This window comes from Herbidospora cretacea (assembly GCF_001570605.1).
Lineage (GTDB): Bacteria > Actinomycetota > Actinomycetes > Streptosporangiales > Streptosporangiaceae > Herbidospora > Herbidospora cretacea.
The window spans coordinates 134,266-160,673 of sequence record NZ_BBXG01000003.1; the positions used below are offsets into that span (position 1 = coordinate 134,266).

The 26,408-nt window shown below is 72.7% G+C and carries 14 protein-coding genes; 5 read left to right on the plus strand and 9 right to left on the minus strand.

The genetic code is table 11. The features are described from left to right. Window positions 1–56 precede the first annotated feature (56 nt). The 3 genes from AW270_RS39445 to AW270_RS06540 all read left to right on the plus strand — a co-directional run bounded on the left by AW270_RS39445 (window position 57) and on the right by AW270_RS06540 (window position 2,534). The gene (locus AW270_RS39445; protein WP_169807263.1) at window positions 57–200 is read left to right on the plus strand and encodes a hypothetical protein; all 144 of its coding nucleotides are present in this window, start codon (window positions 57–59) and stop codon (window positions 198–200) included. A 151-nt stretch (window positions 201–351) separates the two neighbouring features. Then, window positions 352–1,866, plus strand: a complete 1,515-nt coding sequence (locus AW270_RS06535) for an asparagine synthase-related protein (RefSeq protein WP_061291729.1) — start codon at window positions 352–354, stop codon at window positions 1,864–1,866. After that, window positions 1,863–2,534: a lasso peptide biosynthesis B2 protein gene (locus tag AW270_RS06540; RefSeq protein ID WP_061291731.1), complete on the plus strand. Its 672-nt coding sequence runs from the start codon at window positions 1,863–1,865 to the stop codon at window positions 2,532–2,534. Before AW270_RS06535 ends, AW270_RS06540 begins: the two co-directional genes overlap by 4 nt. Here AW270_RS06540 and AW270_RS06545 read toward each other — a convergent pair. The 9 genes from AW270_RS06545 to AW270_RS06585 form a co-directional block, all read right to left on the minus strand. Beyond that, a complete protein-coding gene (locus AW270_RS06545; protein ID WP_061291733.1) occupies window positions 2,507–3,526 on the minus strand; it encodes a hypothetical protein in 1,020 nt (339 codons plus the stop codon). The two genes, AW270_RS06540 and AW270_RS06545, sit on opposite strands and share 28 nt — an antisense overlap. Window positions 3,527–3,567: 41 nt before the next feature. Next, window positions 3,568–5,973 carry a helix-turn-helix transcriptional regulator gene (locus tag AW270_RS06550; protein ID WP_061291735.1) on the minus strand — a complete coding sequence of 802 codons (2,406 nt, stop codon included), beginning with the start codon at window positions 5,971–5,973 and terminating at the stop codon, window positions 3,568–3,570. A 124-nt stretch (window positions 5,974–6,097) separates the two neighbouring features. After that, the gene (locus tag AW270_RS06555; protein WP_245674590.1) at window positions 6,098–7,435 is read right to left on the minus strand and encodes a DUF1996 domain-containing protein; all 1,338 of its coding nucleotides are present in this window, start codon (window positions 7,433–7,435) and stop codon (window positions 6,098–6,100) included. Between the two features lie 101 nt (window positions 7,436–7,536). Further along, entirely contained in the window at window positions 7,537–8,424 is an 888-nt protein-coding gene (locus AW270_RS06560) for a GNAT family N-acetyltransferase (protein ID WP_061291737.1), read from the minus strand. A gap of 114 nt (window positions 8,425–8,538) precedes the next feature. After that, window positions 8,539–11,034, minus strand: a complete 2,496-nt coding sequence (locus AW270_RS06565; RefSeq protein WP_061291739.1) for a glycoside hydrolase family 3 C-terminal domain-containing protein — start codon at window positions 11,032–11,034, stop codon at window positions 8,539–8,541. Between the two features lie 76 nt (window positions 11,035–11,110). Continuing rightward, complete coding sequence (locus AW270_RS06570) at window positions 11,111–14,146, minus strand: non-ribosomal peptide synthetase (RefSeq protein ID WP_061291741.1); 3,036 nt, start codon at window positions 14,144–14,146, stop codon at window positions 11,111–11,113. Beyond that, window positions 14,143–15,381 carry a glycosyltransferase gene (locus AW270_RS06575; RefSeq protein ID WP_157521739.1) on the minus strand — a complete coding sequence of 413 codons (1,239 nt, stop codon included), beginning with the start codon at window positions 15,379–15,381 and terminating at the stop codon, window positions 14,143–14,145. The genes AW270_RS06570 and AW270_RS06575 overlap by 4 nt, the downstream gene beginning before the upstream one ends. After that, the gene (locus tag AW270_RS06580; protein ID WP_061291745.1) at window positions 15,369–15,689 is read right to left on the minus strand and encodes an acyl carrier protein; all 321 of its coding nucleotides are present in this window, start codon (window positions 15,687–15,689) and stop codon (window positions 15,369–15,371) included. The genes AW270_RS06575 and AW270_RS06580 overlap by 13 nt, the downstream gene beginning before the upstream one ends. Then, window positions 15,686–20,899 (minus strand): non-ribosomal peptide synthetase/MFS transporter, encoded by a 5,214-nt coding sequence (locus AW270_RS06585; protein WP_245674591.1) that lies wholly within the window; start codon window positions 20,897–20,899, stop codon window positions 15,686–15,688. The genes AW270_RS06580 and AW270_RS06585 overlap by 4 nt, the downstream gene beginning before the upstream one ends. A gap of 524 nt (window positions 20,900–21,423) precedes the next feature. Between AW270_RS06585 and AW270_RS06590 the strand changes: the two genes are divergently transcribed. Together AW270_RS06590 and ppgK are read left to right on the plus strand one after the other, a co-directional pair. Continuing rightward, a complete protein-coding gene (locus tag AW270_RS06590; RefSeq protein WP_061291749.1) occupies window positions 21,424–24,819 on the plus strand; it encodes a discoidin domain-containing protein in 3,396 nt (1,131 codons plus the stop codon). A 283-nt stretch (window positions 24,820–25,102) separates the two neighbouring features. Next, window positions 25,103–26,341 (plus strand): polyphosphate--glucose phosphotransferase, encoded by a 1,239-nt coding sequence (gene ppgK, locus AW270_RS42080; RefSeq protein ID WP_063819119.1) that lies wholly within the window; start codon window positions 25,103–25,105, stop codon window positions 26,339–26,341. Window positions 26,342–26,408 lie beyond the last annotated feature (67 nt).

Here is a 26,408-nt window from a genome sequence, read left to right on the forward strand (position 1 = left end):
GGTAGCATCACTCTGGTCTCATCCGTATCCCACTTCACAGGCACAGGTGGTCATTCATGTCAGCAGAAGGGCCCGAACTGCCGACGCCGGAGCCCGACTATGAGCCGCCTGCCCTCATCCGCCTCGGCCGGGTCACCGATCTCTTCGGCGGCAACTCCTCCAGCGGCAACGCCGACGCCAACTCCGACTACTACTGGTGACTTCGGCCTGCTGATCCGGACCGTCGCGGGCCGCCTCGACGGCGGCGCGCACCTCCCCGGAGAGCCGGTATGGCCCGGCTCCGACGCGGTCAGGGTCTACGGATCGCCGCCGCCCGCCCTGTTCAGAGCCGTCGACCGGGGACCGGAGAAGGTGCTCCTCCTCGGCCATGTCCTGGCCACCGAACGGGAACTGCGGACCGCCCCGGTGCGGGACCTGCCCGGCGCCTGCTCCTGCGTGACCGTCACCGCCGACCGGGTCGAGGTCCGCTCCGACCGCGCGGGCCAGTTCCCCCTGTTCTTCTCCGTACGCGGCGAGGAGACCCTCGTCGCCCACCACGCCACCCTCCTGGCCGCGCTCCACTCCCGGCCCCCCGACCCCGTGGCGGCGGCCGTCCAGATCGCCTGCCCCCACGTGCTCCCGCTCACGATCGGCCGCTCCTACTTCACCGGCGTCGGGGTGCACGAGCCCCCGCCTCCCGCCGAGGGCCGTCCGGTGCGGGAGGTGCTCGTCGAGGCGGTGCGCGGGCGCGGAGCCGGGGTGACCTCCGACTTCAGCGGGGGGATCGACTCGACCTCGCTGGCCTTCCTCGCCGCCGCCCGCGGGCCGGTGGAGGCGGTCGTCTACCACCATCCCGGCGTGCCGACTGCCGACCTGGCGGAGGCCCGCCGGGCCGCCCGGCTGAGCGACCGGATCAGCCTCGACGTGGTGACCGGGGACCGCCGGACGCTGCCCTACCAGGGCCTCGCCGAAGACCCGGAGTTGCGGCTCGACTGGCCCGCGTCCGGCCTGCTCGCCCGGCGGCGGGCGGCGCTGCGGCTCGACTGGGCCCGCGCGAAGGGCTCGCCCGCCCACCTGACCGGAGAGGGCGCCGACGCGCTGTTCCAGCCGCCGCCCTCCTCCCTCGCCGACCTGTTCAGACGCGGTGACCTGCGGAACTGGGCCGGGCACAGCGCCCGGCTGGGGCGGATGCGGCAGGCCTCGGCGCTCGACCTGGCGGCGCGGGCGGCCCGGCTCGCGGTGACCTCCCACGGCCGGGCGCTGCGCGGGCTGAGCCGGTTCCTCGCCCGTCCGGTCGCCGCCCCGTCCCGGCCGGGGGAGGCGGTCGGCTGGTGGAGCGTGTCCGGTGAGGCCGCGGGCTGGCTGACCGCGCCGACCCGGGCCGCGCTCGCCGACCTCGCCGCCGACCGGGAGACGGCCCGGCGGATGCCCGAGGGCATCACGCCCGCCCGCCACGCCAGGCTCGTGGCGGTCCGCTCGGCCGCCGCCGCCCAGCGGTTCCTCCGCACGCTCGGCGACCGGCTCGGCGTCGCGGTGCACGCCCCCTACCTGGACGACGCGGTGGTCGGCGCGGTCCTCGCCGGTCCGCAGCCGCGCCCCGACCCGGCCCGCGCCAAGCCCCAGTTGGCCGGCGCGCTGGCCGGGCTGGTCCCGGCCGACGTGCTGACCCGCCGCACCAAGGGCGCCTACCAGGCGGAGGAGTACGCGGGGGCCCGCGCCGCCCGGCCGGAGATCGCCGCGCTGCTGCGCGACTCGCGGCTCGCCGACCTGGGCGTGATCGACCCGGCCGCCGTCACGGCGACGCTGACCCGGCTCAACGCGGGGGCGCAGGTCCCCTTGAGCGCCCTCGGCAGGCTCGTCGCCCTTGAGGTGTGGCTGCGGCGATGATCTACCACCTGCTCGACGACGAGCGGGGCCTCGTGCTCGTCGACGTCCGCTCCGGTGAGTGCCACGTCCTCAACCCGCCCGGCCTGATGACCTGGAGCGTCCTCAGCACCGGCGGCAGCCGCGACGACGCGGTCACCGCGCTGGCCTCCCGCTATCCGGCCGTCCCCGGCGACCGGCTGCGCGCCGACGTCGACACCCTGCTGAACGACCTGCGGCAGGCGGGCCTGGTCCCCGGCGGCGTCGGGCCCGCCTCATCTCACGGTCCCGGACCGGTGGCCGTGCCGATGGCGGCCGAAGCGCCGTGCCGTCCCGGGGTGAAGGCCGCGGGCTTCCTCGTGGTGGCCGCGCTCCTGCTGCTGCTCCCGTTCAAGGTCGCCCACCGGGTCGCCTCGGTCGCGGGCCGGGGGCGCAGGCCGCTCGACCCGATGCGGGCCCGGCGCATGGTGGCCGAGGTGAGCCGGGCCGCCGGGTGGTTCCCCGGCCGCGCGGCCTGCCTCCAGATCTCCCTGGCCACGGTGCTGTGGGCGGGTTTCCTGGGCCGCCGGGCCGACTGGTGTTTCGGGGTGCTGCCCGATCCGTATACCTTCCACGCCTGGATCGAGGCCGACGGCGAGCGCGTCACCACCGGCGACGAACCGTCCTACCACCGGCTGTGGCCCTTGCCGTAGTCGATGGGCAGGGCCTGGAGGCGTTCCACCGGGATCTCCGACAGGACGAGGTACTTCTCCGGGCCGTCCGGCGAGATGATGTCCGTCGGGTCGAACAGCTTGAAGTAGGGGTCCACGCCGCCGTTGCGGGCCATGTACGGACGCGGGTCCTCGGCGTACGTCACCAGCGCGCCGCCCTTGTCGGTCATGATCAGGCCGTACTCCTGCATCGCGCGGGCGATGGTCCGGGCCGCCGGTGAGGTGAGGGTGGAGACGTCGAAGGCCGGGTCGAGCCGGAAGCGCTGGCCCTCGCACGGGATGTCGGCCCCCTCGACGAAACCGTCGTTGCGGGAGGCGGGCCAGCTGTTGCAGTTCGCCCGGGTGCGGACGGTCACGATGTTGAGCGCGTGGTCGATGCGGCCCCGCTGGAGCTCCTCGATGCGGATGGTGAAGGCCCCGAAGGGCAGGCCCGTGGCCGTCGCGCCCAGCGGGTTGTCGAAGATGCCGGGATTGCGCGAGTAGTTCTCGATCTTGCCGCCCCAGCAGGCCGACCAGTTCCCCTGCGCGTCCTTCTCGGCGCGCCAGAAGTCCCAGTAGGTGTCGGTCGACGGCTGGTAGATGGCCACCGACGCGTCGGTGCCCTTGGAGACGATCAGGTCCGGGGGCGTCGGCACCGAGCGCAGCGAATCGGCGATGACCGGGGCCAGGTGGGGGAGGCCGAGGCAGTCGGAGAAGCGCCACCGCTGGCGCGGGGTGTGCCGGCCGACGGTGTAGATGGGCGCCGAGTACTCGTCGGTGTTGATGGCCCAGCTGCCATAGTTCTGCTCCTTGTCGAGCTTGATGTTGTCCACGATGGCCTGGGAGTTGGGGGCCAGCGGCACGTCGCGGGGCAGCTTCTGGTTCCACGGGCCCCACTTCGCGAAGCCGTTGGTCGGCCGGGGGTGGGCCTCGGCGGAGACCGGGGTCAGGATCAGCACCGTCGTGGTGATCATGATGATCGCTTTGCGCAGCATGGCGCGAGGGTAGGCGGCGGGGCCGTCCCCGGGCTTCAGGGTCAGACCCCAGGGATCGCGGGCCCCGACCCCAGCTCCCGCAGCTCCCGCCGCGAGGCGATGTCGAGCCGCCGGAACACGTGGCCGAGATGGAACTCGACCGTCTTCACGCTGACGAACAGCCGCTGGGCGATCTCCCGGTTCGTCAGGCCGTCGCAGGCCAGGTCGGCGACCGCGCGCTCGGCCGGGGTGAGGTCGTCGAAGGGGCGCTCGGGTCCGTCGACGGCCAGGCCCGCGCCACGCGCCAGGTCCTGGTAGGCGCGGGCGCCGATCCTCTCGAACTCCCGGTACGCCCCCCGCAACGCCCGCTCGGCCGCCTTCGTCCGCCCCCGGAGCAGCTGGCAGCGGCCCACGAGGAGGTCGATGACCGCCCGCTCCAGCGGGAACGGGGCGGCGTGGACGCGGGCCTGGGCGAAACAGGCGAGCGCCTGCTCGTGGTCGCCGTGGGCCATCGCGATGCGTCCCCGGGCCCGGAACAGGCCCAGGCCCTCGGGGAACTTCAGGTCGTCGCTGGGCTGGCCCAGCTGGGCGAGGGCCTCCTCGCGGACCGGCCCGAGCAGGTGGGTGCCGGGTTCCCCGGCGGGATAGATCCCGGCCAGCTCGCCGGAGGCCTGGAGCGCCCAGGAGGGGTCGTCGCGGGCGCGGGCGATGGCGATGGCCGCGGCGGCGGCGTACACGCGGGCGGCGGGGATGCCGGTGGCCCTCGCCCAGCGGGCCGACTCCTCGGCGTGGGCGCCCGCGCGGACCCATTCGCCCATCGCGGCCAGCGGGTAGGCGGCCTGGGCGTGCAGCATGGCGTAGTCCCAGATCCGGCCGTTGTCCTGGGCGTCGGCGACGGCGAGTTCGCTGTGCAGCACCGCCTCGGCCAGCTCCCCGCGCCGGTAGAGGGCCTCGCCGAGGAAGCCGAGGGCCTGGCCGACCCGCAGCGGCTCGCCGCCGGCCGCGCGCTGGACGGCCAGCCGCAGGTCGGCGCAGGCGCCGTCGAGGTCGTCGCGCCAGAGGCGGATCATGCCGCGCGCCACCAGGCCGTCGAGCCCGGCCGGGGCGCCGGGGGCGTCGGCGGAGGCCAGGAACTCCAGCGCCTCGGGGGCCCGCCCGGCGACGGCCAGGCCCAGCGCCCTGGCGAACCAGGCGAAGGCGGCCACCCAGGGTTCCCTGGCGCCGTCCACCGCCCGGCCGCCGAAGGTGATCATGTCGTCGTAGGAGACGGTGATCACGCCGATGATGGCGAGCTGGGTGCTGATCCGGGCGTCGAGGTCGTCCGGGCCCTCCTCGGCGGCGGCCAGCGCGTCGAGGAGCACGGTCCGCGCCTCGGCCACCTGGCCCATGAGGAGGGTCTGGTAGCCGTGGACGTAACGGGCCCATCTGCCGGGGTCGGCGGCCAGCCAGTCGCGCAGGGGCAGCGTCCGGGCCAGGTCGCCGGCCACGAGCATCGCCTCCAGCGCGACCAGCCGGAACCGCCGGTCCCGCGTCAGCGGCAGCGACCCGGCCAGCAGCACGGCCGCCTCCTGGGTGCGGGAGTCGCCCTGCAACCGGGCCGCCTCCAGGGCGATCTCGGCCGCGAGGGCCTCGTCGGGCGGGTCGGCGGCGGCGATCCGGTGCCGCAGCGAGGAGTGCCGGGCGTGCAGCGACTTCCGCCGGGCGGCGGGGATGTCGTGGTAGACGACGCCGCGCACCAGGGCGCTGGTGAACTCGAGCCCCTGCCCGGTCCGCCGCACCAGCCCGGTGGCGACCGCCTCGGCGCAGTCGGCGGGGAAGCGGCGCCCGAGCACCGCGCCGTCCTCCAGCAGCGTCCTGACCTCGGGGGAGCACTCCCGCAGCCGTTCGCGCACGGCCGTCGCGAACGAGCGGGGGGCGGGCAGCGGCCCCGAGCCGTAGGCGAGGGTGTGCGGGTCGAGTTCGTCGAGCAGGTGGCGGGCGTGCAGGGGATGGCCGCCGGTGTGGTCGTGCAGCCGGGCGGCCCCGGCGGCCGACAGCTCCGGATGCCCGGTGAGCGCGGCCAGCCGGATCAGGTCCTCGGGCGGCAGCCCCGTCAGCACGACGCGGTCGCCGAGCAGCCGCCGCCAGGCGTCGCCCAGGGCGTCGAGGTCGCCGATGACGACGACGAGCACGTCCGGCCGCCGGCGGATCGCCAGCCGCAGCGCGGTGAGCTGGTCGCGGTCGGCCCAGTGGGCGTCGTCGACCACCACCACGCAGTCGTGGAAGACTGGTTCGGGGCCCTCCCAGGCGAGCTCCGGTTCGTGTTCGTCGGCGGCGGCCCAGAAGACGGGCCGCTCCTGCGCCGCGGCGAACCGGCGGGCCAGCGCCGTCTTGCCGACGCCCGGTTCGCCGTCGATCCCGACCACGTGGGCCTTCGTGGCCGCCAGCCAGGCGAGTTCCGCCTCACGCCCGACGAAGATCTCCCGCATTCCGGCTATTCAACGGCGTCGGGGGCGGATCGCCCAATCTCGGCGGTGGCCGTACGGAGAAGGGGCTAGTACCGGGTGAACGTTTCACGGAGGCTCCCGGCCGCGCCGGGCCGGGAGCTGTCGGTCAGGGCAGTTCGAAGTTCTCGGTCAGGGCCGCGCCTCGGTGGGGCTTGTAGAGGTCGTAGCCGCGCGGGTTGCACTGGAGGCCGCCGTTGATGCAGTGGCGGACCAGGGCGGCCAGGATGGCCGGGTCGTCCCAGGCGTTGAAGAAGTCGTAGTGCCACGAGTAGCCGCGGCCGCTCGACAGCCTGGCGTTCGACAGGTCTCCGCTCGCCGGGAAGGCGATCTTGAATTCGAGCATCGGGACCGCCACCGGGTGGGACGACGGGCAGTAGCCGCCGACCGGGTAGGCCATGTGGCTCTTGTGGTTGGCGCTGTCGAGGTTCACCCCATCCCAGCAGCTCGGGGCCTGGTAGCGGACGTTGACCTGGCTGCCCGCCGGGCAGTTGGCCGGGATGTCCCACTGGAAGGACAGGTTGCCGCACTCGAAGCCCTCGACCCGGCCGGGGGAGTCGCGGAACTCGGCGAGCGTGGCGGTCGGGCTGCCGACGACGAAGCGCAGGCCCTGCGGGAAGGGCACCACGCGCCAGTACTCGTGGATGCCGGACTTGTAGTAGATGACCTGGTGGCCGGTCGGGGCGATCAGCTGGTCGCCCTTGTAGAAGCTGGGGAACCAGTAAGCCGACTTGTCATGCGGGTTGGTGCACGACGTCGAGCCGTTGAGCAGCGACGACGAGGTGCTGGCCGCGTTCGTCGTGGTGTTGCCGACGAAGGTGTGCATGTGCGAGGCGCCCGGCAGGTTCGGGTAGACGATCGGGTCGTCCGGGCGGTGCTGGGTGAGTGAGCAGTTGGCCTGGAACTCGCGGTGGGTGACCGGGTCGGTGAACGTCGGGCTCGGGACCGGCTGCTGGCCGGAGCCGCCCGTGCCGTAGACCTTGAACTCCCACAGCGAGTAGCCGTAGCCGGTGCCGCGCTGGGTGCCGTAGAGGCGGACGTACCGCCCCGAGCCGGTCACGTTGAGCGTCTGGGTGCCGCCCGCGCCGGTGGTGGTGGAGTAGACGTCCGTGTACGGCCCGCCTGCTGCGGCGGAGGTCTGGATCTTGAAGGACTTCCCGTAGGCGCCCTCCCACTGGAGCACGACCTGGGAGATCGTGGCACTGCCGCCCAGGTCGACCTGGATCCACTGGGGGTCGCTGAAGGAGCTGGCCCAGCGGGTGCCGGTGTTGCCGTCGAAGGCGGCCCCGGCGGCGTAGCCGTCGCCCTCGTTCGACGAGGCGGTGGCGGGGCGGTTCTGGGAGATGAGGGCGTCGGCCGCCATCGCGGGCGCGATGACGGCCAGCCCGGCCGCGATCGTCGCCACGAGGGTGGCGACGATCAGGCTCAGGCGTATTCGTGGATGCACGGCGTCTCCTCGGACAAGAAGGGGGGTGATGGAGAGCGCTCTCCAAAGGAGAGTGGGCCGTGTCATCTCACCTTGTCAAGACCACGCCGGAAACATGCAGTTCACACAGGTTCCCCCCACACCATGTCGACCTGGTGCTCGATGGTGACGTAGCCGGCCTTGGCGAAGGCGCGGGCCATCGGGACGTTGGTGACGTCGGTGCTGGCGCGGATCCTGGGAACGTCCTCTGCCGCCAGGACCCGGGTGCCCTCGGCGAGGAGCTCGCCGACCAGCCCCCTGCCGCGGTGCTCCGGCACGAGGCCGATGTAGGCGATGATCGGGTTGTAGGCGTTCCTGGCCGGGATGACGAACCCGGCCGGCTCGCCGTCGGCGATCACGACCCGCCACCACTCGCGGGGCGAACGGTAGAGGGCCAGTTCCCCGTCGTACTGCGCCTCGGCCTGCTCGCGCGGGGTCATGGTCTTCAGTTCCGCCTGGGTGTGGGCGTCGAGGCTGGCCTCGGTGACCCTGGTCATCAGGCCGACCAGCTCCTCGCGGTCCCGTGGCTCGCGGAACTCCAGGGTGGTGGCGGCGACGGGCGTGCCGGGACGCCATTCGAGGCGGAGGCGTTCGACCAGCGGCCGGGCCCCCGCCTTCTCCAGGGTCTCCAGCCACGTCGTGTCACGGTCGCGCCAGTCGGGCGGCACGAACCGCAGGAACGGCGGCGGGGTGCCCTCGACGACCTGCGGGAACGCGTGTTCCAGCAGCGCCAGGCCGTCTTCGGGAGTGGCGAGGTCGAAGACGTCCATGAGCAGGGGCTTCTCGGTGGCGTCGCGGCGCCACCAGGCGAGGCGGGCGACGGGTTCGCCGTCGCGGAGGGCGATCCACATCCAGTCGAGCCGGCGGCGGCCCGCTTGGAGGTCGGCGTCGAACTCCGCGTTCAGCGGCGAGGGGAAACGACGGAACAGGTCGAGCTCGTGACGGCCTTCGAGCGGCCGGATCTCACGCATGGGCTTCCTTCACGGAAGTGCCCGGTCACACCACGCCCTGTCGGGAGGAAACGGGCACAAAGATTGCGAACATGATTGTTTCCTCCTTTCTGTGTTGACCCCTAGAAATATCGGTCACGAGGGTGGGGACGCAACGCATTTAAGCCGCAGATCGACCACCGACCGTCCGGCGTGCACGACGAACTCCCCTTCCTCCGTACGCCACCCGTCCCCCTCCCAGTGCTGGAAGGCCCTCGGGGGGAGCGCGACGGCCACCTCCACCGCCTCTCCGGGCTCGGCCCGCGCGACCCCGAACCCGGCCAGCCACCGGGCCGGCCGCCCGATCCCCGAACCCGGCTTGGAGAGGTAGACCTGCACGACCTCCCGCCCCGGCCGCTCGCCGGTGTTCCGCACCCTGACCCTGACGTGGTCGCCGTCGGCGGCGAGGTCCTCGTAGGACCACGTCGTGTAGCCCAGGCCGTGGCCGAACCAGTAGCTCGGGGACCGGTCGGCGGTCAGCCAGCCGCGGTGGCCGACGTCCAGCCCCTCGGCGTAGACGACCCGCCCGTCCACCGGCGCGGCCGGGACCAGCGGGACGTCGCTCCAGGTCGTCGGCAGCCTGCCCCCCGGCTCCCGCCGCCCGGTGAGCACGTCGGCGACCCCGTGGCCCCCCTGCTGGCCGGGGAACCAGCACAGCAGCAGCGCGGCGGCCTCGTCCCGCCACGGCATCGCGACCGGCCCGCCCGAGTTCACCACGACCACGGTCCTGCGCACGGCGGCCACGGCCTTCACCAGGTCGTCCTGCCGCCCGGACAGGGCGAGCGAGGTCCGGTCGCAGGCCTCGCTCTCGATCTCCTCGGTGGTCCCCACGACGACGATCGCGACGTCGGCGTCCCGGGCGGCGTCGACGGCCTCCCGGATGGCGTCGTCGTCGTCCACCGCCGGGGGGTCGGCGGCCAGCACGCAGGCGCGCCCGGTGTGCGGCTCGATCGCCCGCGTGCCGGTGACCAGGACCTCCACGCCCTCCTCCAGCCACACGGAGGCGTGCCGGAACGGCGGTTTCAGGTGGACGGTGGCCGGGTCGTCGCTGTCGCACGGGACGTCCGCGTCGAGGACCCGCCGCCCGTCGACGGACAGGGTCAGCCGCCCCCACCCGGCGACGGACAGCCGCCAGTGTCCCGAGATCTCGGGACGGAGGAAGGAGCTGACCTCGACGGTCCGGGTGCCCTCGACGACCGACGGCTCCGGCAGCCACCCGGTCCGCCGGTCCTCGACCGACAGTTCCTCGCCGTCGTCGCCCAGCATCCGCACCCACACGTCGCCGACCGGGGTCGGCCCGGCCTGGATGTCGACCCCGGGGGCGTAGACCAGGTCCGGCACGACCTTCCGCAGCCCGTCGAGGATCGAGACGACCCCGGAGGGATAGACGCCGCCGCTCCCGCCGCCCTGGATCCGGGTCCGCGCCGCGTGGGCCCCGATGACCGCGACCCGGGGCGTGGCCAGCGGCAGCAGCCCGTCGTCGTTCTTGAGCAGCACACACGAGTCGGCCACCGCCCGCCGCAGCAGCGCGAGTTCCGCCGGATCTCCGGCCGGTGGGTTGGGAATCTCCGGCCCGGTGACCTCCGGAGAGAACCCGCCCCGGGCCCGCTGCACTCGCTCGGCGAGAGGCATCGAGGTCCCGTTGGCTTGGCTGAGCGGTAGCGGCGCTGGCGCGTCCCACGGCGCACCGCCTTCCGTCTGCGCCGCTGATCCGGGGGAGGGTTCGAATGTCGCGTCGTTCCGGGTCGAGCGCGCCGCCCGCGAACCGGTTCGTGCCTGCGTGTCGGCGCGGTGGACGCGTTCGGCCAGCAGCCTCAGGCGGGCGATCTTGTCGTGGACGGCCGCCTCGGGGACCGTCCCGTTGCGGAGGGCCTCGCGGAGCGGGTCGCCCCAGAAGTCGTTGGGCCCCGGCATCGCGAGGTCCTGGCCGGACCGGGCCGAGGCCTCCGTCGAGCGGACGCCGCCCCAGTCCGACACCACCACCCCGTCGAAGCCCCATTCGGTCTTCAGCGGGTCGCGCAGCAGCGCGTTCTCCGCCATCAGAGCCCCGTTGACCTGGTTGTACGCCGACATCACCACCCACACGCCGGCCGCCACCGCCGCCTCGAACGGCGCGAGATACACCTCCCGCAGGACCCGGGGGCCGATGACCGAGTCGTAGCTCATCCGCTCGGTCTCGGCCTCGTTGCCCACGTAGTGCTTGGCGGTCGCCGCGACCCCCCGCGACTGCACCCCGGCGATGTAGGAGGCCCCGATCAGCGCGGTCAGCAGCGGATCCTCGGAGAAGCACTCGAAGTGCCGCCCCCCGAGCGCCGACCGGTGCAGGTTGAGGTTGGGGGCCAGCAGCACGTCGACCCCCTTGCGGCGGGCCTCCGCGCCGAGGAGGGCGCCGAGGTCGCGGACGAGGCCGGGGTCCCAGGTCGCCGCCAGGGCGGTCGGCGAGGGCAGGACGAGCGAGGTGCGCCGCTCGTCCCAGCCGGGGCCGCGCACCCCGACCGGGCCGTCGGACATGACGAGCTCGGGCAGCCCGAGCAGCGGTTCCGCGGCGGTCCGCCACACCGACGACCCGGACAGCAGCCGGACAAGGTCCACAGATCCCCCCGAGGCTAGGTTTGGAGAGCGCTCTCCATTGAAGGGATCCGGGACCTCCCCTGTCAATCCACCAGCGTCAATCCACCAGCCGCGCGGCCTCCTCCTCGCTCATCCCGTCGAGCTCCTCCGTCAGCAGGTCCTCGATGGTCCTGGCCAGCTCCTCGACCGTCCGGCGGAGGAACAGGTAACGGATCGGCACGTCGAGATCGATGATCGCCCGGATGCGCGCCGCCACCCGTACCGCGATCAGGGAGTGGCCCCCGACGGCGAAGAAGTCGTCGAGCGCGCCGACCCGGTCGAGCCCGAGGACCTCCTGCCAGATGTCGGCCACCAGGCGTTCGGCGTCGGTGCGCGGCTCGACGAACTCGGCCGCGCTCTCGGCCACCGGGTCGGGCAGCGCCTTGCGGTCGACCTTGCCGCTGATGGTCATCGGCATCGCGGCCAGGCGGGTCCAGAGCGCCGGCATCATGTACGCCGGAAGGATCTTCTCCAGGTGGTCGCGCAGGTCGCCGAGGTCGGCGTCGCCGACGATGTAGCCGACGAGGATGTCGCCCCGCGCGGTCACCGCCGCCTGGTCGACCCCCGGGCAGGTGAGGATCGCCGCCTCGACCTCGCCCGGCTCGACCCGGAACCCGCGGACCTTGACCTGGTTGTCCATCCGCCCGAGGAACTCCAGGTTCCCGTCGAAGCCCCACCGGGCCCGGTCGCCGGTCCGGTAGACCCGCTCGCCCTCGAACTCGACGAACCGCTCGGCGGTCAGCTCCGGGCGGCCGTGGTAGCCGTCGGCCACCCCGGCCCCGCCGATCAGCAGCTCCCCGGCCACGAACGTCGGCGCGACCCCGCCCGCCCGGTCGGCCACGTAGCAGGTGGTGTTGGCGATCGGCCGCCCGATCCTGGGCTCCCCGCCGCCGGGCGGGACCTCCCAGGTCGTCGACCAGATGGTGGTCTCCGTGGGGCCGTACACGTTGACCAGGCGGCCGAGCCGGGGCCGCAGCTCGCGCGACAGTTCCTCGGGCAGCGCCTCGCCGCCGACCAGCCCGGTGATCCCGGGGTCGGTGAACCCGGCCTCGATGAGCACCCGCCAGCCGGACGGCGTCGACTGGATGTGGGTGATCCCGGCGTCGCCGATGAGCTTGATCTGGGCCGCGCCGTCGACCGCGACGTCGCGTCCGGCGATGACGGCCCGGCCCCCGCCGATGAGCGGCAGGTAGAGCTCCAGCGCCGAGATGTCGAACGACACCGACGACAGCACCAGCCAGACCTGCCCGGGATCCGACCCGAGCAGGTCGGCCATCCCGGCCAGGAAGTTGGCCAGCGCCGAGTGGCGGATGACGACGCCCTTGGGCCGCCCGGTGGAGCCGGAGGTGTAGAGCGTGTACGCGTGGTCGTCCGGCCCCGGCGGGAACCCGCCCACCGGCTCGGCCCGCAGCGCCTCGGAGACCAGGACGACCTCGACCCCGGCGGGCAACCGCCCGGCCGGGCCCTCGTCGGCCAGCACCAGGACGGCCCCGGAGTCCTCCAGCATGTACTGGATGCGGGCCGGCGGGTTGTCGGGATCGATCGGCAGGTACGCCGCCCCCGACCGCATCACGCCCAGCAGCGCGGGCAGCACCCGCACCGACCGGTCGACGCAGACCGCGACCACCGAGCCGCGCCGGTCGCCGAGCCGCCCCGCGATCCGCGCGGCGGCCTCGTCGAGCTCCCGGTAGGTGAGCGACGTCTCGCCGTCGGAGAAGGCGACCGCGTCGGGGGTGCGGGCCACCTGGGCGGCGAACAGCCGGGGCAGCGGCACCGGGATCGGCCGCCCGGTGGCGTTCCAGGTGGCGACGAGCCGGTCCCGCTCGTCGGCGGTCATGAGGGGGAGCCGCGAGAGCGGCAGCGACGGGTCGTCGGCGATGCCGTCCAGCAGCACCAGGAAGCGTTCGAACAGGGCCTTCACGGTCGGCTCGTCGAACAGGTCGGTGTCGTAGCGGACCACGGTCACCAGGTCGCCGCTGTCGTCGCCGGCCCAGAAGACGTCGACCGCGACGTCGCAGCGCACCCACTTCCACCCGTGCGGGAACGGCGTCGCCGTCAGCCCGGAGAAGTGCTGCACGCGCTCCAGCTCGCCCGGGTGCAGGGTGAGCGTGGTCTGGTAGAACGGCGTGACGCTGAGGTCGCGGCCGATGTCGAGCTCCTCGACGAGCCGCTCGAACGGCACCCGCCGCCGCGACAGCGCCCCCAGCAGGGAGCCCATCGTGCCGCGCAGGAACTTCTGGAACGGCGGGTCGCCCGACAGGTCGCCGCGCAGCACCAGCATCCCCGACAGGCCCGCCACCAGCGCGTGGGCCTCCTCGGTGTCGCGCCCGCCGTCGGGCACGCCGACGGTCACGTCGTCCTGGCCCGAGTGCCGCGACAGCAGCACCTGGTAGGCCGCCAGCAGCAGCGCGAACAGGGTGCAGCGCGAGGTGCGGGCCACCTCGGAGAGCCGGGAGACCAGCGGCGCCGGGATCCGGAACGCCATCTCGTCGCCGTGCCCGATCCGTTCGGCCGGGCGGGGCCGGTCGGCGGGCAGCTCCAGGGTCGGCGGGTTCGCCAGGCGCTCCTGCCAGTACGCCAGCTCCTTCGGGTCGACCTCCGGGGTCTGCTCGGCGTGCTCCCGGGCGGTGATCTCCAGCGGGGCGGGTTCGCCGCCGCCGTAGAAGACCGCCAGGTCGTCCATGAGGACGTCCAGCGACCAGCCGTCGGCGATGATGTGGTGGACCACCAGCACCAGCACGTGCCGCTCGGGCGCGAGCCCGACCACCGACACCCGGAACGGCAGCTCCGAGACGAGGTCGAACGGCCGGTTGGTCCGCTCGGCGACCAGCCGCTCGGCCTCCTCGTCGGAGGAGGCCCGCAGCCACTCCACCTCGACCGGCGCGGCGGGTTCGACGACCAGCACCGGCCGCCCGTCGACGGCGGGGAAACGGGTCCGGAGCGTCTCGTGCCGCCGGGCCACCGAGGTGAGCGCCCCTTCGAGCGCGACCGGGTCGAGCGGCCCGGTCAGCAGCCGCACCCGGTGCAGGTTGAAGGCGGCGTCCTCGGGGTCGAACTGCTGGAGGAACCAGGCGCGTAACTGGGCCGGCGTCATGCCGTCTCTCCTGAACGCAGTCGGCGGGCGAGCGCCAGGCGCTCCGCCCGGGTGAGTAGATGTCGGGCCGAGTAGGGCGTGGTGCTCCCGGCCAGCCCCTCGATGGCCTCGGCCGCCGCCCCGAGCCCGCCGTCGGCGGGCACCTGGACGCGCGGCCCGGTCAGGGCGTCCTTCAGCAGCGCCGCCGCCTCCTCGGCGGACCACCGCTGCTCGGGCAGCCACGACCCGAGCCCGGCCGCCGCGACGCGGGCGCCGTTCTCGGCCCGGTCGAAGCCGTGGGCCAGGATGACCTGCGGGGTGCCCGAGGTGGCCGCCCGGATCAGGGTGCCGATCCCGCCGTGGTGCAGGATCGCCCCCACTCTCGGGACGACCTGCGGGAACGGCAGGCCGGGGAACCAGCGCATCCCGTCGGGCAGCGTCTGGGGCACCAGATCGCGGTGCCGCACGGCCAGCAGCGCGGGCCGTCCGACCGCCCGGCAGGCCTCGACCGCGACCTCGTAGAAGCGGTCGTGCAGCATCCGGCCGGTGCCGCCGGTGACCAGGACGGCGTCCCGGTCGAGCAGCTCCTCCGCCTCGGGCGGCAGGACCTGCTCACCCGAGGCGTCACCGAGCGGCGCGCCGGTCAGGCGGACCCGCTTGGGGGCGGGCGTCCCGGCCTGGTCGAACCACGACGGCCAGAGCGCCACGTCGAGGTGGGCGGAGGCGAACCAGGCCGCCCAGTCCTTGACGGGTGGCAGCCCGATCCCGGCCCGGATCCGGTCGAAGTGGTCGGTCATCGTCTGGGCGTACATGTGCGCGATGCCGCGTTCGGACATGTACTGGATCGGCGTCACCGCCACCCACGCCGCCGGGGCGTCGAGCGCCTCGGCCGCGAACAGGGTCGACACGGCGGTGGTGTGCCGCCCCACCAGGACGGTCTCGCCGGGAACGTATCGTTCCATCGTGTGCCGCGTCTCGAACGCGATCTGCTCGAACAGGCCGTTGGCCTCGTAGTACGCGCGCCAGCGCGGCAGCCCCGCCCCCAGCAGCGGGGGGGTGTCCGAGAGGTTCGCCTCGTACGCCTCCGCCGTGTCGATGGCGGTGAACGCCAGCCCCTCGCGCTCGGCCAGGTCGCGGAACGGCGCGTGGGAGAGCAGTTCGACCTCGTGGCCCCGGTCGCGCAGGGCCCGCCCGAGGGCCACGAACGGCAGCACGTCACCGTGGCTGCCGTGCGTGGACATGATCACTCGTGCCACGTGCGGTCTCCGGTGAGCGCCCGGATGTCCCCGGCCGGCAGGGCGTCGACCTCGGCGAGCAGCGCGTCGACGTCCTCGCCCTCCTCGTCGAGGATCTCCTGGATGGCCCGTGCCGCCCCGGACGCGGTCAGGTCGCCCGCGAACAGCACCTCGATCGGCAGCACGACGCCGAACTCGCTCTCCACCCGGGCCAGGAACTGCACCATCGCGAGCGACTGGCCGCCCATGTCGAAGAAGTCGTCGTCCGGGGACGTGACCGGAATACCGAGAATGTCGCTCCAGAGCCGCATGATCCGCTCTTCGTTCACTTTTCCTCCGTGCTGCGCGTTTTTGCATGAAGTGCTGCGAACCCGATGACATCGTCGGGGATGGCGTCCGGAACCTCCAGATCGAAATTCCACAACCGCCGCATCCGCGTGCCGACGACGACCGCGGCCGCCATGACCAGGGCGAAGAGGACGTACATGAGAGCGATCCCACGCCCTTCCCCGGTCCCGATGATCATGCCAACCGTAGAGGCCAGAGGCCCGTGATCCGCCATCAACGGTTCAAATAGCGCAGTCCCGTACGGGGCGATCAGCCCATAACCAATGGGCAGTGTCGAAAAGGCCACAAGCTGGTTCAGAGCGAAGACCCGGCCGTGGAATCGCTGCGGAACCTTGACCTGAATGATCGTGTTGTAGATCCCGTTCAGCACGGTCAATGAGGCGAACATCCCGAACACGCCGATCGCGATCACGACCAGGCTCTCCCTGGCCCCGATCACCAGCGCGAAGCACGACAGCGACAGCGTCGCGAGGAGCTGCCCCCGCAGCCGCAGCCGGCGCGGACCGCCCCAGAACGTCATCGCCAGCCCGCCGAGGAACACCCCGAGCCCGCCGAAGAACGTCACCCGGCCCACGTCGCCCAGCTCGGCGAAGCTGAGCACCAGCGGCGAGACCAGCAGGAACAGCGGCGACATGAAAAGGTTGACCACCGCGAAGAACAGCAGCATCCGCCGGATCCCCAGATGCCCCCACGTGTAGCGGAACCCCTCGGCCATCTCCTTGAGCACGGTCTCGCGCCGCCGCCACGCCATCGTCCGGGGGAACCGGATGACGGCCAGCACCGAGATCGCCACGACGTAGCTGACCACGTCGATCACCAGGATCCCGCCGAGCCCGACCACGGCCAGCAGACCCGCCGCGACCAGCGGCACCACCAGCTGGGCGACCCCGGTGGCCATCCCGACGACGCCGTTGGCGTGCCCGAGGAACCGTTTCGGCACGATCTGCGGGATCGCCGACGCGTAGGCGACCCGCTGGAAGGTGAGCGCGATCGAGAGCGTCACCAGGAGCGGGTAGACATGCCAGATCTGTATGGTTCCAGTCCAGACGAGCAGCCCCAGCGCGAGCTGACTGCTGCCCGCCGCGATGTCCGCGCCCATCAGCACCGCCCGCCGGCTGAACCGGTCGACGACGGCCCCCGCGAGGGGCGCGGCGAGCAGGCCCGGCAGCAGCCCGAGCACCGAGAACAGCGCGAAGTTGGCCAGTGAGCCGGTCTCCAGATAGATCCAGAGCGGGATGGCGAACTCGGTGAGCGCCGAACCGGTCATCGACACGAGCTGACCGGCGGCCAGCACCAGGAACCGCTTCATGCTGGGCGCGGGCCCGTCCGCGCCGGGCAGCCCGGCCGGCTGCCCGGGGGTGACCCGGGAGACCCCCTCGACCCACCACGTGTCCGACCCCTTGGCCCTCTGGAGGCTCGCCGAGTCCTCGACGTCCAGGTCCGGGTGGACGGTGGTGAGGATGGTGGCCAGCTCCTCGGCCCGGTATTTCACGAAGTAGTGCGCGGCCTCGTCCAGGACCACGCACGCGGTCACCTGGGACAGGCAGTGCCACTCGCGGTAGCGCTCCTGGTAGAACTCCACGACCGGGTCGCGCTCACCGGCCACCGCGATCACCGGCGCCGACAGCGGCGGCGCGCCTTCCTCGAAGAGCCGGGCGAAGTAGCGCTCGGCCTCCCGGGTGCCCCGCCGCCGGTTCTGGACGATCAGCTCCAGCTCCGCCTGCTCGAACTCGGCCACGTCCAGGCCCGCCGCGACCAGGCCGTTGATGCGGGACTGGTCGCTGCCGTGGTCCTCCAGCCACTCGCCGAACCGGGCGAACAGCCCCCGGGGCCGGGTGAACGGGAACACCCCGCCCAGGTAGATCGCCTCGGCCGGACGGCCCGCCGCCTCCAGCCTGCGGGCGATGGACGCGACCAGAGTGGTGCCCGCGCCGCAGTGGCCGTACAGGACGATCCGGCCCTCGACGGTGGCGAGGATCTCGGCGGCGGCCTCCTCGGCGACCTCCTCGAAGGGACGCGGCTCCTCGCCGAGCTCGTGGCCCGGGACGGCGATCGAGTGCAGCGCCCAGCCGGCCGGCATCGCGTCGGCCAGCGGCTTGTAGACGACCGCGCTGCCCCCGCCGTAGGGCGCGCAGACGAGCGAGGCGGTGACCGGGCGCGCCGGGGTGAGCCGGTGCAGCAGCCCGCCGGACCCCGCATCCGACCGGGCCAGGTCGCGCACGGTCGGATGGGTGAACAACTGCATCAGCGTGATCGGGTGCCCGGCCTTCCGCATCCGGGCCACGACCTGCATGGCCAGCAGCGAGTGGCCGCCCAGGTCGAAGAAGTCGTCGGTCACCCCGACCCGCTCCAGGCCCAGCACCGCCGCCCAGATCGCCGCGATCGTCTCCTCGGCCTCGGTCTCCGGCTCGGCCAGCCCGGTCTGCGGGGGCTCGTCGGCCGAGGGCAGCGCCGCGCGGTCGACCTTGCCGTGGGACTTGAGCGGCAGCGCATCGAGCCACACCCACCGCGCCGGGACCATGTAGTCGGGCAGCCGCTCCTTCACCCACGCCCGCACGTCGGCCGCCGGGACGTCGTCGCCCACCAGGTAGGCGACCAGCCGCTGGTCGCGCAGCTCCACCACCGCCTGCATGACGGAGGGATGCTCGGCGAGCACCGTCTCGACCTCGCTCAGCTCGACCCGGTAGCCCCGGATCTTGACCTGGAGGTCGCGCCGCCCGAGGAACTGGAGAACCCCGTCGGCGGTCCACCGGCCCAGGTCACCGGTCCGGTAGACGCGGGATCCGGGCGGCCCGAACGGGTCGGGCAGGAACTTCTCCGCCGTCAGGGCGGGCTTGCCCAGGTAGCCGCGGGCCAGCCGGTCGCCGCCGAGATAGATCTCCCCCGTCACCCCGGCCGGGACGGGCCGCATGTGCTCGTCGAGGACGTAGACCCGCGCGCCCGGCAGCGGCCGGCCGATCGGGACGGTCGTCTGACCGGTCTGGCCCGGCGGGACCTCGTAGGTGGTCACGCCCACGGTGGCCTCGGTGGGGCCGTAGTGGTTCACCACCCGGCAGTGCTGGGCCAGCTCGCCGGCCCAGCCGATCGCCGAGGCCTCGCCGCCCAGGATGAGCAGCTCCTTCGGGAGCTCCACGTCGAGGGCGGCCAGGTGGGAGGGGGTCATCTTCAGGTAGTCGGGGCGGACCGGCCACGGGTCGGTCGACTTCGGCGGGATCAGGTGCAGGGTGCCGCCCGTCATCAGCGACAGGTAGAAGACCGTCACGCCGAAGTCGAAGGCGAGCGACTGCGGCAGCGCGAAGACCTTGCCGTCCTCGATCCCGAACCGCTCCCGCACGCCCGACAGGTAGGTGAGCACCTCCCGGTGCTGCACCGCCACGCCCTTGGGACGGCCGGTCGTGCCGGAGGTGTAGATCACGTAGGCGAGGTCGCCGGGGGTCACCTCGCTGGTCACGGGCGTGTCCGGGCCGTCGACGAGGGGGGCGGTCCCGGTGGTGCCGCCGGGCAGCGCGCGCTCGGTGACCGAGACGCGGATCCCCGAGTCGGCGATCAGGTAGGCCAGCCGGTCGTCCGGCTGCTCCGGGTCGAGCGGCACGTAGGCGGCCCCGGCCTTCAGCACCCCGAGGAGCGCGACCGCCAGGCCGGTCGACTGGTCGAGGCAGACGGCCACGCGGTCGCCGGGGCGCACCCCCAGCGACTGGAGCCGGTGCGCCAGGCGGTTGGCCCGCGCGTCCAGTTCCCGGTACGTCAGCGCGTCGCCCCCGAGCACCACCGCCGTGGCGTCGGTGACCGGCAGCAGCTCGTGCAGCAGCCGGGCGGGCAGCGGCTCGGCCGGGGCCGCGACGCCGAGGGCCAGCACCCCGGCCTCGTCCGGGACCCAGTCGACCTCCGACAGCCGGGTCCCGGGCGCGGTGGCCAGGACGGCCGTCAGCGACTCCGTCAGCCGCGCGACGGTCTCCGGGTGGAACAGGTCGGGGTTGTAGATGACCAGGCCGTCGTCGTCCCACAGGTAGAAGGCCAGGTCGAAGCGGCTGACCGTCACCTCGGGGTGGAACGCGGAGACCTTCAGCCCGTGGTCACCCGGCGGCTGGTAGCCCTGGTGGGCCAGCAGAACCTGGAACACCGCCGAGCGGCTGACGTCGCGCTCGACCCGCAGCTCGCCGACCAGCTTGTCGAACGGCAGCTCCTGGTGGGCGTAGGCGTCGAGGCAGGAGTCGCGGACCCGGACGAGGTACTCGCCGAAGGTCGGGTCGCCCGACAGGTCGGCCCGCATCGCGAGCGTGTTGACGAACATGCCCGCCAGCGGTTCGAGCTCGGGGAGCGGACGCCCGCTGACCGGGGAGCCGACCGCGAAGTCGCGCTGGCCCGACCACTTGCCGAGGGTGATCTGGAGCGCGGCCAGCATCGCCATGTAGGGCGTCACGCCCTGGTCGGCGAACCTGTTGAGCAGAGCGGTGTCCACCCGGAACCGGTGGCCGCGCCCGGTGGTGGTCTGCTCGGCCGGGCGGGGGAGGTCGAGCGGCAGCTCCAGCGGCGGCACCCCGGCCAGCCGCTCCCTCCAGTAGGCGAGGTCGCCGGCGTGGTCGCGGGTGCGTTCCCACAGCGCGTAGTCGCCGTACTGGATCGGCAGCGGGTCGAGCGCCTCCCCGGCGTGCAGGGTCAGCAGCTCGCGGAGCAGGATCTCGCCCGACCAGCCGTCGGTGACCGCGTGGTGGGCGGCCATCAGGATGACGTGGTCGTCGGGGGCGAGCCGGACGAGCAGGACGCGGAGCAGGCCCCCGGCCGTCAGGTCGAAGGGGCGGTCCAGCGTGGCGGCCATCAGCTCGCGGGCGGCCGCCTCGCCGGCGGCCTCGGTGAACACGAACTCGGTCGCCGGGTCCTCGTCGACCACCACCTCGGGCAGCCCGTCGTCGGAGGCGAGGAAGCGCATGCGCAGGCTCTCGTGCCGCCGGGACACCTCGGTCACCGCGGCGGCGAAGGCGTGCTCGTCGAGGGCGCCGGTGAGACGGGCCGTGAAGGGGATCGTGTACGCCGTCGTCCCCGCCCGGTAGTGCTCCAGGAACCAGAGGCGCTCCTGCGCGTGGGAGAGGGGCGGGCTGACCTCGGGGGAGCGTGGAGCGATGGTCCCGGCGACGGCCCGGCGTTGCAGCCGTCGCGACAGAAGTGCCTGTTTGGCCGGGGAAAGACTGGTCAACAGATGACTCCGCATTCGTAGGGGCCCTGCTTCGGGGCAGATCCGCGACACGCATCACGACCGGCCTCCGGCCGTCCGCGTCCCGCGCTTTGCGGACAGCACGAATCCGCGCCCCCCGCGATGATTTGGGAGCGCTCCCACTACGCCCTTCAGCGAGGCTATGGACGCGTTTTCCGAGGGGTCAAGGAAACGGGCGAAATTTCATTACGTTTCATGACGCCGAGGTAACGGCCTGCAGTTTCGCGCCTGATTTCCGCCGCCCTCTTGACAGCCTCCCCACGGCCCGATCTTCGTCAGATTTGGTCTTACTGCAGGTCAAAGCGGTGGTTTCGGACTGGCGATTGGAGGATGGAGAGCGCTCTCCACCTGCGTTGACGTCCTTTCGCGACCCTTCCGGGTGTTTCCGCGAGGTTTCCCGGCGAGGGATTGGGCCCTTGACACCTGTCAGCCGCCCGCGCGAGTCTCTTGATTTGGAGAGCGCTCTCCAACTCGCATAGCCCCCTGACACCCCCCAAGGAGCGGCCGTGTACCGCTTAGGCCTGTTCATCGCCACCCTGGTCGCGCTCATCGCGTCCGGGCTGGCCGTCACCTCACCGGCGGCGGCCGCCGACCCGCCGATCTCGCAGGGCAGACCCGCGACCGCCTCCTCCTCGGAGGGCGGCGCCTTCGGCCCCGGCGCGGCCTTCGACGGCGACCCGGCCACCCGCTGGGCATCCGGCTTCAGCGACCCGCAGTGGATCCAGACCGACCTCGGCTCGACCCGGCAGATCAGCCAGGTCGTGCTCAACTGGGAGTCCGCCTACGGCCGCGCCTTCAGCATCCAGACCAGCGACAACGGCACGACCTGGACGAACGTCTACTCGACCACGACCGGCACGGGCGGCGTCCAGACGCTGAACGTCACCGGTTCGGGGCGGTACGTCCGCCTCTACGGCACCCAGCGCGGCACCGGCTACGGCTACTCGCTGTGGGAGTTCCAGATCTTCGGCCCCGGCGCCACCGACCCCGGGACCGGCGCCTGCGGCACCGCCAACGTCGCCCAGGGCAAGACCGCGACCGCGTCCAGCGTCGAGAACGCCGGGACCCCCGCGAGCGCCGCGTTCGACGGCTCGGCGACCACCCGGTGGTCCAGCGCCTACAGCGACCCGCAGTGGGTCCAGGTCGACCTGGGCTCGGCGCTGCCGGTCTGCAAGGTCGTGCTGACCTGGGAGGGGGCCTACGCCACCGCGTACAAGATCCAGTCGAGCACCGACGGCGCGACCTGGACCGACCTCCACAGCACCACGACCGGCGCCGGCGGCACCCAGACGATCAACGTGAGCGGGACCGGCCGCTACATCCGCATGCACGGCACCGCGCGCAACTCCGGCTGGGGTTACAGCCTGTGGGAGATGGCCGTCCACTCCGGCGGCGGCACCGACCCTGACCCGGATCCCGACCCCGACCCGGGCACCTGGACCGAGGTCTGGCGCGACGACTTCACCGGCGGCTCCGGCACCTCCCCGTCGGCCGCCAACTGGCTGCTGCGCACCGGCACCCAGTACCCGGGCGGCGCCGCCAACTGGGGCACCGGCGAGGTCGAGACGATGAGCGCCTCCACCGCCAACGTCGCGCTCAACGGCCAGGGCTTCCTGGAGATCAAGGCGCTGCGCGACGGCGCCGGGAACTGGACCTCGGGCCGCGTCGAGACCCAGCGCACCGACTTCGCCCCGCAGCCGGGCCAGATGCTCCGGTTCAGCGCCCGCATCAAGCAGCCCGACGTGGCCAACGCCCTCGGCTACTGGCCCGGCTTCCGTGCCACCGGAGCCGCCTACCGGGGCAACCACACCAACTGGCCCGGGGTCGGCGAGACCGACATCATGACCAACGTCAACGGCCGGAGCCAGCTCGCCCAGACCCTCCACTGCGGCACCGCCCCGCAGGGCGTCTGCAACGAGTACGACGGCCGGACCAGCGGTTTCGCGTCGTGCACCGGCTGCCAGACCGGCTACCACGAGTACACGCAGGTCATCGACCGCACCAAGACCGACGAGGAGATCCGCTTCTACCTCGACGGCCGGCAGACCTGGGTCGTCAGGGAGTCCCAGGTCGGCGTGGCGGCCTGGCAGGCGGCCATCCACCATGGCTTCTACCTGCGCCTCGACCTGGCCATCGGCGGTTCGCTGCCGAACGCGCTGGCCGGTCAGACGACCCCGACGGCCGCGACCACGCCGGGGGGCGTGCTGAGCGTCGACTGGGTCCAGGTCGCCCGCCAGACCGGCGCCACCCCGGCCGCGATGACCGACCCGGCGACCCCGGCCGGGCCCTCGGTGGTCCGGGTGACCGGCACCCAGGGCAACTGGCAGCTCCAGGTGAACGGCCAGCCGTGGGAGGTCAAGGGCCTCACCTACGGCCCGCCGCAGGGCGCCGGCGACGGCTACATGCGCGACCTGAAGAACATGGGCGTCAACACGATCCGCATCTGGGGCGTGGACGACGCCACCCCGGCCCTGCTCGACAAGGCCGCCCAGCACGGCATCAAGGTGATCGTCGGCCACTGGCTCAACCAGGGCGCCGACTACGTGAACGACACGGCGTACAAGACCGCCGTGAAGGCCGAGATCGTGGCCCGCGTCAACGCGCTGAAGGGCCGCCAGGGCGTCTTGATGTGGGACGTGGGCAACGAGGTCATCCTGACGATGCAGGACCACGGCCTCCCGGCCGCCACCGTCGAGGCGCGCCGGATCGCCTACGCCCAGTTCGTCAACGAGGTCGCGGTCGCCATCAAGGCGGCCGACCCCAACCACCCGGTGACCTCGACCGACGCGTACACCTTCGCGTGGACCTACTACAAGGCCCACTCGCCCGCGCTCGACCTGCTGGCGGTCAACTCCTACGGCGCGATCCACACCGTCCGCACCGACTGGATCGCCGGCGGCTACACCAAGCCGTACATCGTCACCGAGGCCGGGCCCGACGGCGAGTGGGAGGTTCCCGACGACGTCAACGGGGTGCCGACCGAGCCGACCGACCTGCAGAAGCGCGACATGTACACGGCCAGCTACAACGCCATCCACAACCACACCGGCGTGGCGCTGGGCGCCACCCAGTTCCACTACGGCCTGGAGAACGACTTCGGCGGCGTCTGGCTCAACACCCTCACGGGCGGCTGGCGGCGGCACGGCTACCACTCGCTGAAGCGGGCCTACACCGGCGTGGCCTCGGCCAACACCCCGCCGGAGATCAACTCCATGACGGTCCAGAACCAGACGGCCGTCCCGGCGGGCTCGCAGTTCGTCGTCGAGACGAACACGACCGACCCCAACGGCGACCTGATCCGCTACACCCTGATGTTCTCCAACAAGCACGTCAACGGGAACCGCGGCTTCGACCACGTGCGCTTCACCGAGACGGCCCCGGGCCGCTTCTCGGTGACCGCGCCGCAGGCCATGGGCGTCTGGAAGGTGTACGTGTACGCCTACGACGGCCACGGCAACGTCGGCATCGAGACGAAGTCGTTCCGCGTCGTGCCGCCGGTCGTGTCCGGCACGAACGTGGCGGTCGGCAAGACCACGACCGCCTCCACCTTCCAGGCGACCGGCGACGGCGGGCCGTTCAACCCCGCGCGGGCCACCGACGGCAGCTACACCTCGAGGTGGGCCAGCGAGTGGGCCGACCCGCAGTGGATTCAGGTCGACCTGGGTTCCAGCCAGGCGGTCAAGCACGTGCAGCTGGCCTGGGAAGGGGCGTTCGGGAAGTCGTACAAAATCCTGACCAGCACCAACGGAACCACGTGGACCGAGTCGTTCGCCACCACGACGGGTGACGGCGGCTTCGACAGCGTCAACCTGACCGCGACCGCCAGGTACGTCCGCGTGGAGATGACGCAGCGCGGCACGGCGTGGGGCTACTCGCTCTGGGAGCTCGGAGTGTACGTCTAGCGGCCCCGCGACCCAGGGGAACCGCCGGTCCGCGCCCGGCGGTTCCCCTGGAAACGGTCAAGGCCGTTCCCGGAATCGGCCGACCCCGACCGGGCGGAGCGCGCCGCGGGGGAAGGTGGGGCGACCAACCGCCTCGTCGTCGGGAACCTCGTGCGCAGCGAGGAAACCACGCGTCCCGCCTGTCCGGGGAAAGGGACGTGACCGGCCGCGCGGTGTCCGTTACCCGAGCCGGAGGCGCTGGTATGGGGGCATGAGGGTGTTACTTCCGGGTAACGCTCCGAGTATGAACGTTCTCGGCATCGACATCGGCGGCTCCGGAATCAAGGGCGCGCCCGTTGACACGAAAACGGGCGAACTCACGGCGGAGCGCCACCGAATTCCGACCCCGCAGCCGGCCACGCCGAAGGCGATCGCGGAGGTCGTGTCAGAAATCGTCGACCACTTCGAGTGGTCAGGCCCGGTGGGCATCACCTTCCCGGGGGTGGTGGTCGACGGAGAGATCCGTACGGCCGCGAACGTCGACAAGTCGTGGATCGGCGTCGACGCCCAGAAGCTCTTCGGCAAGAAACTCAAGAGCGTCATGGTCATCAACGACGCCGACGCCGCCGGGCTGGCGGAGATGGCTTTCGGCGCGGGCAAGAACAACCAGGGCGTCGTCCTGGTCCTCACCATCGGCACCGGCATCGGCAGCGCGCTCTTCATGGGCGGCAGGCTGGTGCCCAACACCGAGTTCGGGCACCTCGAACTCAAGGGTAAGGAAGCCGAGTCGAGGGCGTCCGACGCCGCCCGCGACAAACGCGACATGTCATGGGACAAATACGCCAAGCGCATCGGCCAGTACCTGCGCCATATGGAAATGCTCTTCAGCCCCGCCCTGATGGTCCTCGGCGGCGGCATCAGCAAGAAGAGCGACAAGTACCTGCCGATGATCGACCTCCGCACCCCGGTCGTCCCGGCCAAACTCCTGAACGAGGCCGGCATCGTCGGCGCCGCCCTGGCCGCGGACACGATGGCCCTGCCGTCGGCCCGCGCCACCACCACCCCGCGCCGCACCAGCCGCACTGCGACCTCCACGAGGTCCCGCACCGGCCGCGCCACGACCGGCGCCACCCGCAGCGCCTCACGCCGCTCCGCCGCGACCACCCCGAACCGGAGCTCGTCGCGCACGAGCACCACGACGGGCACCCGCAAGGCGGCCACATCCGGCACGTCCCGGAGCACGTCAGGCCGCTCGGCCACCACCGCGAGAGCCACGACGGGCCGCTCGACGTCAGGGACCTCGCGGACTCCGTCGGCGCGCTCCACCACCGGGACCTCCCGGACCTCGGCGAGCAAGTCGACGGGCACCTCCCGCACGGGCACCTCACGCACGGGCACGGGCCGCTCGACCGGCACCACGCGGGCCGGCGGCAGCACCAACTCGAGCGCGCGCCGCACCACCCGCTCCGCCGGGGGCACCACGCGCCGGGCGGCGACGCCGACGCGGCGCTCGTCCGGCGGCTCGCGCCGCATGCAGGGCTGACCGAAGGGCCCGGCCGGACCGAACCGGCGGGGCCGTTATTACTCAGGGTCCCGGCCGGGGAGACCGG